Source organism: Microbulbifer maximicatervae (SeqCode) (genome assembly GCF_052467695.1).
In genome coordinates this window covers 2247505-2262832 of the sequence record NZ_CP174320.1, presented here as the reverse complement: position 1 = coordinate 2262832, position 15328 = coordinate 2247505, and the positions used below count along the sequence as shown (strand labels likewise).

At 54.2% G+C, this 15328-nt stretch carries 11 protein-coding genes; 3 read left to right on the top strand and 8 right to left on the bottom strand.

All coding sequences use genetic code 11. The features are described from left to right. Positions 1-375 precede the first annotated feature (375 nt). Both ACJJI8_RS09895 and ACJJI8_RS09890 read left to right on the top strand, forming a co-directional pair. A complete protein-coding gene (locus ACJJI8_RS09895) occupies positions 376-1518 on the top strand; it encodes an efflux RND transporter periplasmic adaptor subunit (RefSeq protein WP_282934203.1) in 1143 nt (380 codons plus the stop codon). A gap of 99 nt (positions 1519-1617) precedes the next feature. Continuing rightward, entirely contained in the window at positions 1618-4809 is a 3192-nt protein-coding gene (locus ACJJI8_RS09890; protein ID WP_444934912.1) for an efflux RND transporter permease subunit, read from the top strand. Between the two features lie 45 nt (positions 4810-4854). On the opposite strand, the gene ACJJI8_RS09885 is transcribed toward ACJJI8_RS09890, so the two are convergent. Continuing rightward, positions 4855-5238 carry a hypothetical protein gene (locus tag ACJJI8_RS09885; protein WP_444934911.1) on the bottom strand — a complete coding sequence of 128 codons (384 nt, stop codon included), beginning with the start codon at positions 5236-5238 and terminating at the stop codon, positions 4855-4857. A gap of 255 nt (positions 5239-5493) precedes the next feature. On the opposite strand from ACJJI8_RS09885, the gene ACJJI8_RS09880 reads away from it, so the two are divergent. After that, the gene (locus ACJJI8_RS09880; RefSeq protein WP_444934910.1) at positions 5494-6276 is read left to right on the top strand and encodes a glycosyltransferase domain-containing protein; all 783 of its coding nucleotides are present in this window, start codon (positions 5494-5496) and stop codon (positions 6274-6276) included. A gap of 53 nt (positions 6277-6329) precedes the next feature. On the opposite strand, the gene ACJJI8_RS09875 is transcribed toward ACJJI8_RS09880, so the two are convergent. The 7 genes from ACJJI8_RS09875 to ACJJI8_RS09845 form a co-directional block, all read right to left on the bottom strand. Next, complete coding sequence (locus tag ACJJI8_RS09875) at positions 6330-6623, bottom strand: hypothetical protein (RefSeq protein ID WP_444895150.1); 294 nt, start codon at positions 6621-6623, stop codon at positions 6330-6332. Continuing rightward, entirely contained in the window at positions 6613-6915 is a 303-nt protein-coding gene (locus ACJJI8_RS09870) for a hypothetical protein (RefSeq protein WP_282934207.1), read from the bottom strand. The genes ACJJI8_RS09875 and ACJJI8_RS09870 overlap by 11 nt, the downstream gene beginning before the upstream one ends. A 95-nt stretch (positions 6916-7010) precedes the next feature. Continuing rightward, complete coding sequence (locus ACJJI8_RS09865) at positions 7011-7283, bottom strand: hypothetical protein (RefSeq protein WP_444934909.1); 273 nt, start codon at positions 7281-7283, stop codon at positions 7011-7013. A 224-nt stretch (positions 7284-7507) separates the two neighbouring features. Continuing rightward, positions 7508-9151 (bottom strand): dihydrolipoyllysine-residue acetyltransferase, encoded by a 1644-nt coding sequence (gene aceF, locus ACJJI8_RS09860; RefSeq protein WP_444934908.1) that lies wholly within the window; start codon positions 9149-9151, stop codon positions 7508-7510. Between the two features lie 17 nt (positions 9152-9168). Then, positions 9169-11838, bottom strand: coding sequence for a pyruvate dehydrogenase (acetyl-transferring), homodimeric type (gene aceE, locus ACJJI8_RS09855; protein ID WP_444934907.1), 2670 nt, complete (start codon positions 11836-11838; stop codon positions 9169-9171). 448 nt (positions 11839-12286) lie between these two features. Then, the gene (locus ACJJI8_RS09850) at positions 12287-12865 is read right to left on the bottom strand and encodes a class GN sortase (protein WP_444895154.1); all 579 of its coding nucleotides are present in this window, start codon (positions 12863-12865) and stop codon (positions 12287-12289) included. A 2-nt stretch (positions 12866-12867) separates the two neighbouring features. Beyond that, positions 12868-15180: a marine proteobacterial sortase target protein gene (locus ACJJI8_RS09845; protein WP_444934906.1), complete on the bottom strand. Its 2313-nt coding sequence runs from the start codon at positions 15178-15180 to the stop codon at positions 12868-12870. Positions 15181-15328: the final 148 nt, after the last annotated feature.

The following is a 15328-nucleotide window of genomic DNA, read 5'->3' as shown; positions in this document are numbered from 1 at the left end:
CCCCTTGTGCCCGCTAACAATTCCACGACTCAACACGAAGTGGCACAGAGTATACGGAGTTTTAGGCAATTTCCGTGTAGTTTTGCAGGATTGGGCAATCACTGTGCAGTAATAGGTAACTATAACCGATTAATAGCCCTACAGTCGCTGTAATATCTTAATCACTTTTTGCGATAACTAGTTATATATCCAGTTCTTTACACATCCAATAGAATGTGATCCTTCCAACCCAAAAGCACGTCTTAAGTAGAAATAGGCAATCAATTAACAGTTCCCGGATACCGCAACCAACTTGGCCAGCGCTAGAGTTACGCCCTTACTGGGAGAAGCACCCAATAGCCCTTCCCCCTCCGTAGCAAAGGGAGTACACGCGTAATGGTAAGAAAATTAACGACGGTTTTATTCGGCGTATCTGCACTGGTACTCGCCGGCTGCAACAGTGACGCACCCAGCGGTCAACAACCGCCTCCCCCAGCTGTGGAGGTCGCCCAGGTATCTGCAGGAAATACGACATTGTGGCGCAGCTTTACCGGCCGTGTGGCAGCCCCAGAAACCGTTGAACTGCGCCCGCGGGTTAGCGGTTATATCGACAAGGTTTCATTTGCCGAGGGAACTCTGGTCAAACAGGGCGATGTCCTGTTCACCATTGACCCCCGCCCTTATCAGGCCCGCGAACGCGCCGCCCGCGCAGACCTGGCTCGGGTTCGCAGCGACCTCTCCTATAGCGAGAAGCAAGCCGGCCGGGCAAAACAGCTACTCAACAGCAAAGCCATCTCCCGCGAGGAATACGACCGGCGTATCGCTTCGCGAGATTCGGCCCGAGCGGCTCTCAGCGCCGCCGAAGCAGCACTGGAAAATGCCCAGTTGGACCTTCAATACACTGAAGTTAAAGCACCAATAAGTGGCCGAGTAAGCCGCGCCCTGGTTACTCAAGGCAATCTCGCCAATGCCGACAGCACCCTGCTGACAACGCTGGTCTCTGTCGACCCAATGTACGTGTATTTCGAAAGTGACGAACAGACTTTTGCTAAGGGCCGCGACTTACTTAATAGCGGGCAAAAACCTGCTGTGCGCGTAGGTCTCGCCGGTGAGCAGGGCTATCCACACAGTGGAGAGTTGGACTTTATTGATAACCGCTTGAACAGCCATACCGGCACTATTCAGTTCCGCGCTGTGGTTAACAACAGGGACGGCTTTTTCAGACCGGGGCAATTTGCCCGGGTGGAAATGCCAATTGAAGAGGTTTCACAGGCAGTTTTAATCAATAGCAAAGCGGTTCTTACCGATCAGGACCGCCGCTATGTCTACATCGTCAACGACAGTAATGTCACCGAAAAGCGCCCCGTGGTCGCTGGCCAACGCCAAGGTGACCTTGTGGTTATCCGCAGCGGCCTGGAGCCCGGCGAGAAAATTGTGGTGAATGGCCTGCAAAAGATTTTCTTCCCGGGCATGCCCGTCGCACCGGAAATGGTGGCCATGCAGGAGCAGGTAAAGGCGACCCAAGTCGCTGGCCACTAAACAAAGAGCAAGGGGCTTGCCGAAGTGAGCCCATACATTCAGCTAATCCTATCAATGGAATCCGAGCGGCTGACTGAGTCGCTCTCGGAGTAGCAGTATATGAATTTTTCCCGTTTCTTTGTCGACAGACCGATATTTGCATCCGTGTTGTCGATCATTATTTTCGTCGTCGGCCTGATCAGTATTCCCTCACTGCCGGTCAGCGAATATCCCGAAGTTGTACCCCCCAGCGTGCAAGTGAGTGCTCGCTATCCTGGCGCTAACCCTAAGACGATCTCAGAAACTGTAGCCACGCCGCTGGAAGAAGCGATTAACGGCGTGGAAAATATGATCTACATGAAGTCAGTGGCTGGCAGTGATGGCACCCTGACTTTGAACGTGACCTTTGAGTTGGGCACCGACCCGGACCAAGCCCAGGTACAGGTGCAAAACCGGGTGTCCCAGGCCCTGCCGCGCCTGCCTGAAGATGTCCGCCTGCAAGGTGTTACTACCCAGAAGCAGTCGCCAAACCTGATGATGGCGGTGCACCTGATTTCACCGGACGATAGCCTCGACGCTACCTATATTCGCAACTACGCCGTACTGCATATTCGCGATGAGCTATCGCGCATTCCCGGCGTGGGTCTTGCCGCCGTATTCGGTTCCGGTGACTACGCCATGCGCTTGTGGGTGGACCCGCAGAAAGCCGCCGCCGTAGGCATTACTGCTGCCGATATTGTCAGTGCCGTGCGTGAGCAGAACGTACAGGTTTCCGCCGGCCAGATCGGCGCCTCCCCCATGCCGAACGGCTCCGACTTCCTGATTTCCATTAACGCCAAAGGCCGCCTGGAAAGTGAAGAGGAGTTTGGCGATGTTGTACTCAAGACCGGCAATAATGGTGAGATCACCCGCCTGAGAGATGTGGCCCGTGTAGAGCTGGCCTCTTCCCAGGACTCCCTGCGCGCCCTGCTCAACGGCCGCCAGGCTGTCGCCATCCCTATTTTCCAATCCCCCGGCTCCAACTCACTGGAGGTTTCTGCGGCGGTACGGGAGAAAATGGCTGAACTGGATGATCAGTTCCCGGAAGGCCTCAAGTGGGAAGTCGCTTACGACCCCACGGTTTTTGTTAGCACCTCCATCAGCTCAGTGATCAAGACCCTACTGGAAGCCGTGCTGCTCGTGGTTCTGGTAGTTATCCTGTTCCTGCAAACCTGGCGCGCTTCATTGATCCCACTGTTGGCCGTGCCGGTATCTATTGTCGGCACCTTTGCGGTGCTGTTGATGTTGGGCTTCTCAATCAACACCCTGACCTTGTTCGCTATGGTGCTGGCCATCGGTATTGTGGTGGATGACGCCATTGTGGTGGTGGAAAACGTCGAGCGGAATATCGAGGAGGGACTGACACCTTTAGCCGCTGCCCACCAGGCCATGCGAGAGGTGAGCGGTCCAATTGTCGCGATCAGCCTGGTGCTCTGCGCGGTGTTTGTGCCCATGGCATTCCTGGACGGCATCACCGGCCAGTTCTACCGCCAGTTTGCCACCACTATTGCCATCGCCACCATTATCTCCGCGATCAACTCTCTGACTCTATCTCCGGCTCTGGCGGCAACTCTGTTGAAGCCTCACGGCGCCAAACCGGATATGCCCGCGCGGATTATTGAGCGTTTGTTCGGCTGGATATTCCGCCCGTTCAACCGCTTCTTCCAGCGCAATTCCGAGCGTTACCAGCGGATCGTTGGTGGTAGCCTCAAGCGTCGCGGTATCGTATTTGGTGTTTACCTGATATTGCTCGGCGGTACTTTCGCCCTGTTCCAACAGGTCCCCGGCGGCTTTATTCCGGTTCAGGATAAGACTTACCTGGTGGGTAGTATCCGCCTGCCGGAAGGTGCCTCCCTGGATCGCACCGAGGAAGTTGCTCGCCGCGTGAGTGAATTGGCCCTGGAAACAGAAGGTGTTGCCAACGCCGCGGCCTTTGTCGGCTTCAATGCCCTGCAAGGTACCAACACTCCCAACGTGGGCACGGTATTTATCCTGTTCGACGATTTCGATGAACGTGAGCGCAGTGCCCAGGAAATCGCTGCGGAGCTAAATGGCAAGATCTCACAGATCAAGGAAGGCTTTGCCATGACCTTTATGCCGCCGCCCATCTTCGGTCTGGGTGCCGGCTCCGGCTACTCGCTCTATGTTCAGGACCGTCGCGGTGCCGGCTACGGTGAGCTGCAAAACGCCACCAATATGTTGGCTGGTGCCCTGAGCCAAGCCAGCGGCCTCAGCTACCCCTTCAGCTCCTACCAGGCCAATGTGCCGCAGATGGACGCGGAAGTGGATCGACTACAGGCCAAGGCTCAAGGTGTGCGCATGGACGACTTGTTCGGCACCCTGCAGCTCTACTTCGGCTCTATGTATATCAACGACTTCAACCTTTTCGGCCGCACCTACCAGGTCGTTGCCCAGGCTGATGCACCCTTCCGCGATGAAGTGCAGGATCTCGATAATCTCTACACTCGCAATATGAATGGGGAGATGGTGCCCATCAGCACCATGGTGACCCTGCGCCAGAGTTACGGACCCGATCCGGTGATCCGCTACAACGGCTATCCCGCAGCCGACCTGATGGGGCAGTCCGATCCCAGCATTTTGTCCTCTTCCGAGGCACTGGCAGCGGTTGAGCAGGTTGCCAGCCAAGCCCTGCCACCGGGCATGCAAATCCAGTGGACCGACCTCAGCTTCCAGCAGGTCAACCAGGGCAATGCCGCTATGGTGGTTTTCCCTCTCGCAGTACTACTGGTATTCCTGGTGCTGGCCGCCCTCTATGAAAGCTGGGTAATGCCACTGGCGGTGATCCTGATCGTGCCCATGTGTCTGCTGGCTGCACTATTTGGTGTCTGGGCTACTGGCGGCGACAACAATGTATTTGTTCAAGTCGGGCTGGTTGTACTGATGGGGCTCGCTTGTAAGAACGCTATTTTAATCGTGGAATTTGCTCGCGAACTGGAAATGGAAGGCAAAGGCACTGTCGAGGCTGCACTGGAAGCCTGCCGCCTGCGTCTGCGCCCGATCATTATGACTTCAGTCGCCTTTATTGCCGGTGTTGTTCCACTGGTATTGGCCGGCGGCGCTGGCGCTGAGGTGCGCAATGCCATGGGAATTACCGTATTTACCGGCATGATCGGTGTAACCCTGTTTGGCCTGTTCCTCACTCCGGTATTTTATGTTGCCCTGCGCAAGATTGCCGGCGGCAAACTATCAGCTGCCCGTCACGCAGATAGTCAAGAAAGCAATTTACCCTTAGAGCACGCGACTAATACTTAACCCCGCTTATCCCGGGCGCACCAACACTATGCGCCCGGGCTTTTTCTACTTGCGCTCCTCCTTTTTCCAGCGGGCTCCAGGAAAAACAATCACATACAAGCGGATCAACAAGCCCATTGGCACACAAATCAAAATCACAATAACTCCTAAAACAGCACGCATATAATCACTGCCTTCTTCGTGTTTCTCAGCGTGATCCCACAGGTAGGATTGGTAACAGTGATCGGGCCCATCAATCGGCTTCAGGGTATAGTTAATTACCCGCTCCAGAAACCTCCAGTAACGCCGAAAACGTGTTTCTGTCACCCTTGAGAAATAACCACAGCGCGCAGATATAGTTGCATCAGGATTGCCGCCAGCAATGGCATTGCCCAATTGATCCACGGCAACAATAACATTCCAAAGCCAGCTTTTATTAGCACCTTTCATTACCAGCCTATTTATTGACGGATAACCCTCCTCCCTAATACCCCAGACCTAGGGTTTGGCATCCACAGTAAAACAATCACCAATGAAAGAATAATCCATAAAAACACGAGCGTGCACACAAACGCTTTTTCGTAAGAAAATCAAGTTCCGCCGAACTTCAGTGGCAAAAGCCGCGTTCGGCTAGACTTTTTCCGAGCGGCAATAAATCCATGCCGTTAAAAAATACTTCAGATTATCGAGATCTCTTCCTAAAAGATGTTGCATGTCGCCACGATTGCCACCCACTCGGAAAGGATGCTTCCCGTCCTACTGGAATCCGCCAACCGCAACGGCGTGTCATTATCTATCCTTGGGCACAATTACCCTTGGAAAGATTTCTCGTCCAAAATAGACATCTTAATGCCTTTCTTTAGATCCCTACCGGAAGAGGATATCGTCTGCTACCTGGATGGTTTCGATTCACTAATACTGCCATCAATCAAACACTTAGAAAAAAAATTTCTCACCTTTGGCAAGGAAATTATTTTTTCCAATGATTACGAACATAGCGGTATACAAGGATTTTTTGAAAGAAAATTTTTTCCCAGCGAGTGTGTTTTTTCTACAGGAGTCTTTATAGGCAGAAATATAGCGCTACAAAACCTTTTCCAGGCCGCTCGTAACATGTACCCCAATTACTCTGATGACCAAAAAATTCTTAGGCACTATTATGCACACCAAAACTGCACACAAATAGGTATCGACGGTGAAAGCCAACTTTTTTTTAACTTTGATGCCGCCAATCCAAGTTTCAATCTACTAAGCCAAGTAAGCAAAATTCACAACGAAGAAATATACCTACACAATGGAGAAACTCCGAGTATTATTTCATTCCCTTGCAGCTGGTTTGCTATTGGCATCAAGAAAAAACTCAATGTGCTTCTGGAAAAACTCGGGTACGAATACAACCCAGGAATTAACATCAAAGGTACTTTCCATGGCCTGAAGTACTATATTGGCACCTCGATTAAAGAGAGTATCAAAACACTATTAAAATAGCCCCAAATCACCCAGCCAATACTCCCTTCAATCGCAGATAACCTTTATATCGATCAATAAAAGCTATAACTTAATTCAAACGGTGAATAGGGTCCTTCACACCAATCACCGGTGTCCAGTTGATAGCAGTGCACACCCTCGGCAATACAGTTATCGAGACTTCCCATATAGGGATCACCGGCCAGGCAAAAACGCGGGAATGCAGTAAGTTCATCCGGTGGCACCGGAGTAGTTTTGTAGGTGTAGTAAGTTGCCGTGCCGGTTAAGTCATAACCGAAACCGTCAGCCACGCAGCCCGCCAGGGACTGCGTTACAAGAACAAGAAAAAAAACAACGCTAATTTTCATAGGAAATACAACGCCTTCCACCGGAAATGTCAAAACAACGGGCACTGGGTGGGCAAATAGAACCCGGCGCCAGCTCCTCAGAATCCCCCGGGCAGCTTGTTGGAGATGCAGGCGCATCTGGCACATGGGAGGAATGAGAAGAGTGAGAAGAGGGATAACCCCGGTATTCCGCATGGCGGGGAATTGGCGGGCTTACGGGATAAACCACTTGATTGCGCGTATCGGGGGTTCCACAACCCTCAAGGAATACACCCATCGACAATGCAGAAATAAATATCGCAAACTTTTGCATGGTAGCGCTCCGTATCAGCACCGCGCGGACAGAGTCCACGCACTTTTAGATCCGGCTATTTCGCAACAGCTCCACACTGGGCTCGGCTACTATCGTTAGTAAACCCGCAATATAGGGAAAAACCAGGCCATGGAGTCCTGCAAGCTATCTACGCAATCCGCCGTCTCGCATTCGCTTTTGGCGGTAAGGGGTTGTGGGTATTTTGTGTGGTTACTGCCGACTTCCACAAAGCTGGCGCTTTGTCCGGCAGCCTCTGCCTCATAAAAGAAAGGGTCTTCACCCTCCACTTCGTCCGCAGGCAAAAACAAGCAGCCCTGCATCGCAAATACCGCCACAAGCGGCAACGCGAATTTCCTTGTAGGTCCCATAATCCGACACCTCACATTTTCAGTGCTGCGATGATAGTAGCCTCTCTGTGAGTCTAGCTGCCGAGGCATTAGCAGCCAGCAACCCAGAATCGATTTGCGCGTAAATCATCTTATTGTTGTTTTACGCGGCGAATATTTCATTTCCACTTAAAGGCTCCTTAGTCCTGACTATAAAAAAAGCGGCCGATTGGCCGCTTTTTTTACTGGCTTTAACTCGCTGGCAATTACAGCAACAGTCTGCGCACATCCGCCAGCACGCTGACCAAGTAAGTCATAAAGCGTCCGGCATCTCCGCCATTTACCGCGCGGTGATCGTAGGAGAGCGCCAAGGGCAACATCTGCCTAGGCTCAAAGTCCTTACCGTTCCACACCGGCTTCATCGCCAGCTTGGAAACACCGAGGATACCAACTTCCGGAGAATTGACGATCGGGGTGAATCCGGTGCCGCCGATAGCCCCCAAACTGGAAATGGTAAAGCAGGCACCCTGCATCTCGTTGGGCTTCAGCTTGCCATCGCGGGCTTTCAGGGCCATTTCAGTGGCCTCTGCCGCCAGCTCGTACAGGCCTTTCTTATCCACATCGCGGATAACCGGCACCATTAAGCCTTTTGGAGTATCTACTGCCATACCCACATGCACATAGTCCTTGCGCACAATGTGCTCGCCATCGTTGTGCAGGGACACATTAAAGCTCGGCTCTGCACGCAGGGCCGCAGCTACCGCTTTCAGCAGGAAAGGCACTGGAGTGAGCTTCACTCCGCGCTTCTCCGCCTCGACCTTCATGGACTTGCGGAAGGTTTCCAGCTCTGTGATATCCGCATCGTCAAACTGGGTGACGTGAGGCACGTTGAGCCAGTTGCGTGACATGTTGGCTGCGGTAATCTTGTGGATCTTGCTCATCGGCTCCACATTCACCGGGCCAAACTGGCTGAAGTCGATATCCGGCATCTTGGCGATGCCAATTCCACCGCCGACACCAACCGCGCCGCTCTCAGCTTTCTTCACCTGCTCGCGGATGTAATTGTGCAGATCGTCCTTGGAGACCCGGTTGCGCGGGCCGGTAGGCTTCACCTTATTCAAGGTAACACCCAACTCGCGGGCCAGTTTGCGCACGGCGGGGCCGGCGTAAACCTGGGCTGCTGCGGTGAGGTTGCGCTCCAGCTGATAGTCTTTCTGCGGCACTGCCGGGGGCTCAACAGACGCAGCTGCCTGCTGTGGCGCGCTCTCGGCAGGCGCTGTCGCTGCAGGGGCTGCAGCTGTAGCCGCAGACTCGGCGGCGCCTGCAGTAACTACTTTCAACACGCCCAAGGTGTCACCTGTGGAAACCTTGTCGCCTTCTTTAACCGCGATAGAAACCACGGTACCGGCGCTGGGGGAAGGCACATCCATAGAGGCTTTATCGCCTTCCACCACAATCAGGGAGTCCCCCTCTTCAACCACATCACCGGGCTGTACACTGATCTCGATCACATCAACCGCATCGGCACCGCCCAGATCCGGGATCTGGATCGTTTCCTCTTTCGGCTCGCCGCTCGCCGCTGCCGCAGGAGCTTCAGCCACAGGCTCTGCAACTGGTGCAGCTTCTTGCTTGGCGGGGGCCGCAGCGGGCTCCTCTGCCGGCGCTTCCGCCACATCGGTTTCGATTTCCCCAATCACGTCGCCTTCAGAGACCTTATCGCCCTCTTTCACGCTGATGCTGAGGATTTTGCCAGCCACTGGGGCTGGCACATCCATGGAGGCTTTATCGCCCTCCACCACAATCAGTGAATCCTCTTGCGCGACGGTATCGCCGACAGCAACAGAAATTTCAATCACATCCACCTGATCGGCACCACCGAGATCAGGCACTTTAATGACTTGTTTTGCCATAGGAGTTCTGCCTTCTCTTAGCTAATGCGCGGGTTAACTTTTTCGGCGTCGATATTGAGCTTCACGATTGCTTCCGCAACCTCTTTCGCATCAATAACGCCCTGCTTGGCCAAGCCATTCAGTGCGGCAATTACCACGTAGTTGCGATCCACTTCGAAGAAGCGACGCAGCTGCTCGCGGCTGTCACTGCGGCCGAAACCATCGGTACCCAGGGTGGTCAGTTCACCGTCGATAAATTCGCGCAGTGGCTCCACATAGGAACGGATGTAGTCGGTGGAGGCGATAACCGGAGAGGTATTGCCTTCGAACTGCTCGGTGATCCAGGCTTTGCGCGGCTCGGCTTCCGGGTGCAGCATATTCCAGCGCGCCACATCCTGGCCTTCACGGGCCGATTCCACAGCGGAGGTGAGGCTCCAGACATCGGAGGTCACACCGAACTGGTCGGCGAGGATATTCGCCGCTGCCAGTACTTCGCGCAAAATAGTACCGCCACCAATCAGCTGTACATGTTTCTTCGCCGCTTTGCCCTTGGCCCCTTTCTTGACGTTGGACTGCAGCTTGTAGATACCGCGAATAATGCCCTCTTCCACGCCCTGAGGCATTTCCGGCTGCAGGTAGTTTTCGTTCTCGATAGTGATGTAGTAGAAGAGGTTCTTCTGCTCTTCGTACATCTCTTTCAAGCCGCGCTGCATAACCACCGCCAGCTCATAACCGTAAGCCGGGTCGTAACTGCGGCAGTTGGGGATAGTGGAGGACAGTACGTGGCTGTGGCCATCCTGGTGCTGCAGACCCTCACCGTTCAAAGTGGTACGGCCAGCAGTAGCACCGATCAGGAAGCCGCGCGCCTGCATATCGCCAGCGGCCCAGGCCAGGTCGCCGATACGCTGGAAACCGAACATGGAGTAGTAGATATAGAAAGGCACCATCGGCACGCCGTGGTTGCTGTAGGCCGTGGCCAGCGCCATCCAGGTGGACATAGCACCGGCTTCGTTGATGCCCTCTTCCAGCACCTGGCCTTTCTTATCTTCCTTGTAATACATGATCTGGCCGTGATCCACCGGGGTGTAGCGCTGCCCCTGGGAGGAATAGATACCCAGCTGGCGGAACAGGCCTTCCATACCAAAGGTACGGGCTTCATCGGGAACGATCGGCGCAATGTTCTTGCCGATATTCTTGTCTTTTACCAAGGCCGCGATAGCGCGGACAAATGCCATGGTGGTGGAGATTTCGCGCTCACCGGAGCCTTTGGTCAGTGCGCTGAAGGCATCGAGACCGGGAACTTCCAGTTTCGGGCACTCAACCGGGCGACGGGGAACCGGACCGCCCAGGGCCTTGCGGCGTTCCGCCATATATTTCATTTCCGGGCTGTCCGGAGATGGGCGGTAGTAAGGGACCTCTTCCAGCTCTTTATCAGTGAGCGGAATGGCAAAGCGATCGCGGAAACGCTTGAGGGAATCCAGATCCAGCTTCTTCACAGAGTGGGTATCCATCGCCGCTTCACCGGCGGAGCCCAAGCCGTAACCTTTAACGGTCTGGGCCAGGATCACGGTCGGCTGGCCTTTGTGGGCCATCGCCGCCGCGTAGGCTGCGTAAACTTTGTAGGGGTCGTGGCCGCCGCGATTGAGCTTCATAATCTCATCGTCGGACATATCCTTAACCAGCTCCAGCAACTCCGGGTACTTGCCGAAGAAGTGCTCGCGGGTATAAGCGCCGCCGTTGGCCTTGAAGTTCTGCATCTCGCCATCGACCACTTCGTCCATGACTTTCTGCAACAGGCCTTTGTCATCTTTCTCTAGCAGCGGATCCCATAGGCGACCCCAGAGTACTTTGACAACATTCCAACCGGCACCGCGGAATACGCCTTCCAGCTCCTGCACGATCTTGCCGTTGCCGCGTACCGGGCCGTCCAGACGCTGCAGGTTACAGTTAACCACGAACACCAGGTTTTCCAGTTGCTCGCGGCCAGCCAGGGAGATTGCGCCCAGGGTTTCCGGCTCGTCACACTCACCGTCACCAAGGAAAGCCCACACTTTGCGATCGCCGCGCGGGGACAGGCCGCGGGCAGACAGGTAGCGCATAATGTGCGCCTGGTAAATCGCCTGGATCGGCCCCAATCCCATGGAGACCGTGGGGAACTGCCAGTACTCTGGCATCAGCCAGGGGTGAGGGTAGGAGGACAGGCCATTGCCGTTTACTTCGCGGCGGAAGTTGTCCAGCTGCTCTTCATCGAAGCGCCCTTCCAGGTAGGAACGGGCATAAATACCCGGTGCGCTGTGGCCCTGGAAGAAAATCAGGTCGCCGCGCTCTTCACCTTCATTGCCACGGAAGAAGTAGTTGAAGCCCACATCGTAGAGTGTGGCCGCAGAGGAGAAACTGGAGATATGGCCGCCGAGGCCATCGTCATTCTGGTTGGCACGTACCACCATCGCCAGGGCATTCCAGCGAATCAGGGAGCGAATCCGGCGCTCCATAAATAAGTCGCCAGGCATACGCTTTTCCGCATTGGGCGGAATGGAGTTGCGATAGGGAGTGGTGATTGCCGCAGGCAATTGTACGCCTACATCGGTAGCGCGGTCAGACAGCTGCTTCAGGAGGAAGGCTGCGCGTTCTTTGCCGCTATAGCGGATAACCGCTTGCAGCGCGTCCAGCCACTCCTGCGTTTCGAGGTTATCGGTATCTTCGTGCATCAAGTGCTCCTCGGCGAATTAGGCGACGTCGAGTCGGTCTATTTCTCAAAAATCGGTACGCGGGCAAACTACAGCGCGAGCAAAAAAAAGCTTCCTTTTTTTCTTGGTTCCGCCAATTCACCAACTTTGTTGGCGTAAATGCAAAGTTTGTGAATCTTTACTCGAATATGACGGTGAGGAAAGCGGCGCAATTAATTGCCGCAAGTGCCTAGTTTGACTGTGATTATTTGTTCCGGGGCCCGCGCAGACTGGCGGACAAAACCCCATCCCCGGTTGTTAGCGGAGGGAATTGTAGTATTACTACAAAAAATTTTCCAGATAGGACGGTTAGTAACAAATAAAACAAAAGAGCAAAACAATTATTTGCCGTTTGGCCGTTTCACCGGAACATTTAGTGGAATTTTTGAGAAAATGAACTACAAAATCGAGTCTCAAACAAAGACATCAGTCACAGCTGAACCAGCTCCCCACCGGGTTGATATTCAGCGTAGACCAAGTAACGCAGCGGGCCACCAGCCGCCAGGGCATTAAAGGGGTAACAAGTCACCAGCAATAAACCCCGCTCGGCAAAGATCGGCAAACGCTCTCTCTCACTGTCCACAATTCGCATTTCCGCAACCCGATAAGTATGCCAGCGTCCGCGTTTATCCTGCAGGTAAATGGAGGTACCCCGCCTGACACGCTCTAATCCCGCAAAGTGAGTATCCCGGTGTGCGGCAATAACCGTGGTGCGAGGCTCGCCAGGATTGCCGGACCCAGCTAAGAGACCAGGGCCGAAAGCCAACGCCTGGCCACTACCGCCGCTGAGAACAATTAATGGCGACTGTCCTTCCAACTTTAACTTGGCCACTGGCCAGGTGTCCGCCCAGGGCCAGGGCTTTTGCAGAGCCCCGCCCTGTAGCTGTTCTTCCCAAGCACTATTAATCAACACTTGGGCCAATTCTGCCTTGGCCAGGAGCCAGCTGGCGGAACCCAGCTGCCACAAGCCCGTTCCCAAGCAAAGCATAAAGAGCAGTGAGCGAGCCACGCTTACACACCTCCCCGTTGCAGAGGATTAGCGCCGCTGGGTTGACGGGGGTCCGGTAAAACCCTGCGCAGGAAGGAGCGCAGGGCTCGGGTCAAGTTGCTGCGCAAGGCCCGACCGCGCTGGAAGATCGCCGCAAACATCAACAATACCGCCGCTGCCAATAACTGCCCGTAGAGACCTGTAGCAGTTTGCGGATAGGCCTGGCGCTGTAGCACTTGCCCTTTAGCCATCATATTGGTGACCGAGCTGCGAGATAACTTCTCTTCAGCGCTGCGTACAACTTCCTCTTCAACTGCAACAAAACTGGTATAGGGGCTGGCAAGTTGATGCCTCAGGGCAATCTGTAAAATCTGTTCGCGCAGAGCCAAGCCCGCATCCGACTGCTCTCCAGACTGAAGCTGCCGGTCCCGCAGAGAATCTATCTTGCTGCGCGCCCAGACACTGCCGATGCCTGAAGTATCGCTACCACTCTCTACTTTCAGAGCGAGTTTGCGCACAAACTGTTTACCCGCCATTCGGCCCCGCAGCTGGATATCTCCCTGCAAGAGATCACCCTGCACCTTGGCCACCAACTGCATAGGCTCACCGTTATAGAGATCCGGGATACGCTTGGGGTAGGCATCCGCGACGACGCCCTGGGGCCAACTGAGTTGCAGGTCTGTAGCCATAGGGTTTTCCAACTTGGCGAACAGAGCCTGCATACGCTCACGAACTTCGGAAATATCACCGATGGTGACGAAAGTACCGCGCCCAAACTGAGCAGCTTTGCGCATAAAGTGGCTATTGGGAGCCGAACCAATACCCACAGTAAACAGCCGGGCGTTATGCAAGGACTGGCTAATTAACTCGAACAGGGCCCGCTCATTGCCCACCGCACCATCTGTAATAAATACGACTTGCTGAACGGTACTGGTGTCGTCCTGCATTTGCTGACCGAATGCCATTCGCAAGGCCGGCGCCATTTCTGTGCCCCCCTCCGCAGTCAGGTTTTCGATTTCCTGGCGCGCACGGCGGATATTCTCCGCGCTTGCGGCTATCGGGCGCGGGAAAAATGCCCGGGTTGTACTGTTAAATTCAATAACGTTAAAGCGATCATTGCTGTGCAAGCGAGACAGTGCCAGGGTAAGACTCTCCTTCGCCTGGCGAATAGAATTGCCAGACATGGAGCCGGAAGTATCGATCACATAAATCACTTCCCTCGGTAAACGCTGCGCGGAAGTACCGTCGCTGGGTGGCAGCAGCATGACCTGTAGATAAGCACCAGCCTGCTCTTCTGTCCCCTCTTGCGCTGTGATTTTCTCGCTAAACAACGCCGCCCGCGGCATAGCAGAAGCGCGCGGTTGCCAATTCAATAAGAAATCCCGATCCATAGCAGCTGTTTCATCGCGCAACTGAATCCGGTAGCGACCGTCACCTCGGTTATCAATATCAATCTGGTGATAGGGGCTATCGATTTTTGCTAGTGGCAGTCCGCCATGCAGATCCACCTCGATAGAAATATTATGACTACCCAGTTCCTCAAGCTCCTGCGCTGGCTGCATAAACGGAGTTATCGACGCAGCATCCGGCACTTGATTAGTGGGCAGTGCCCAGCCACTACTCTCTACCACCAACTCCTGCTCATCGCCGTTCAATGCCTGGGAGGGTATTGGCTTGCCAGGGATATAGCGCGGGGTCAATGTCGTGGGCATACGTAGTGAAAAAACGCCACTGTCATAATTCACTGGCTGCAAAAAGCGGATATTAATTTGCACCATCTCATCGGGGGCAATATTGGCCACTTTATTAGTGAACAGATTTGGGCGCTGCTGCTCTAGCAGAGCTGCACGCTTACCCGCCGCACGAGCAGCCTTATAAATCTTGGAGGCCTCTTTTCGCTCGCGTACCTTACCGACAATGCGGCGCTCGCCCACCTGAATTTCAAGCCCCGCCACCGCAGCTTGCTCAGGCAGTGGTAATGCGTACACCGCTTCCTGCCAGCCGTCGGTGGTATTCTTGAATTGCTGCTGAAGCTCTACTTCCGCTACCAGACCCCGCACGGAAATACTGACCTGACTTTTCAGGTGCACCGCTGGAATGTACGTTCCGGGTTCATTGCCAGTAAAAAGTAAGTCCCCCCCCTTTACATCGTCCAGGGTAGCTGTCTCGGTAAACTCCCGCTGGATCGCATCACCCACAGCGGGGAGCTCCTGAGCATTGACCTCTGCCCCGATTGCCGCAATGACAACTGCCAATACCACCACAACAAATAACAACCAGCGCCCTACACCACCAGGTTTCTGGCGGCGACGATAGTATTCCTCGGTCGGCAACATCAGATCGTCTTTATGGAACCGCTGCCCGAATAACATCACCCTGTTCACTCATTTACCTCCACTTTTAAATTGGATGTTGAAGTCATTAAACAGAGGGAAGCGGGCGAAAGGCGGCAGGAATACGAGCACAAAACAGGAGGAATTGTGG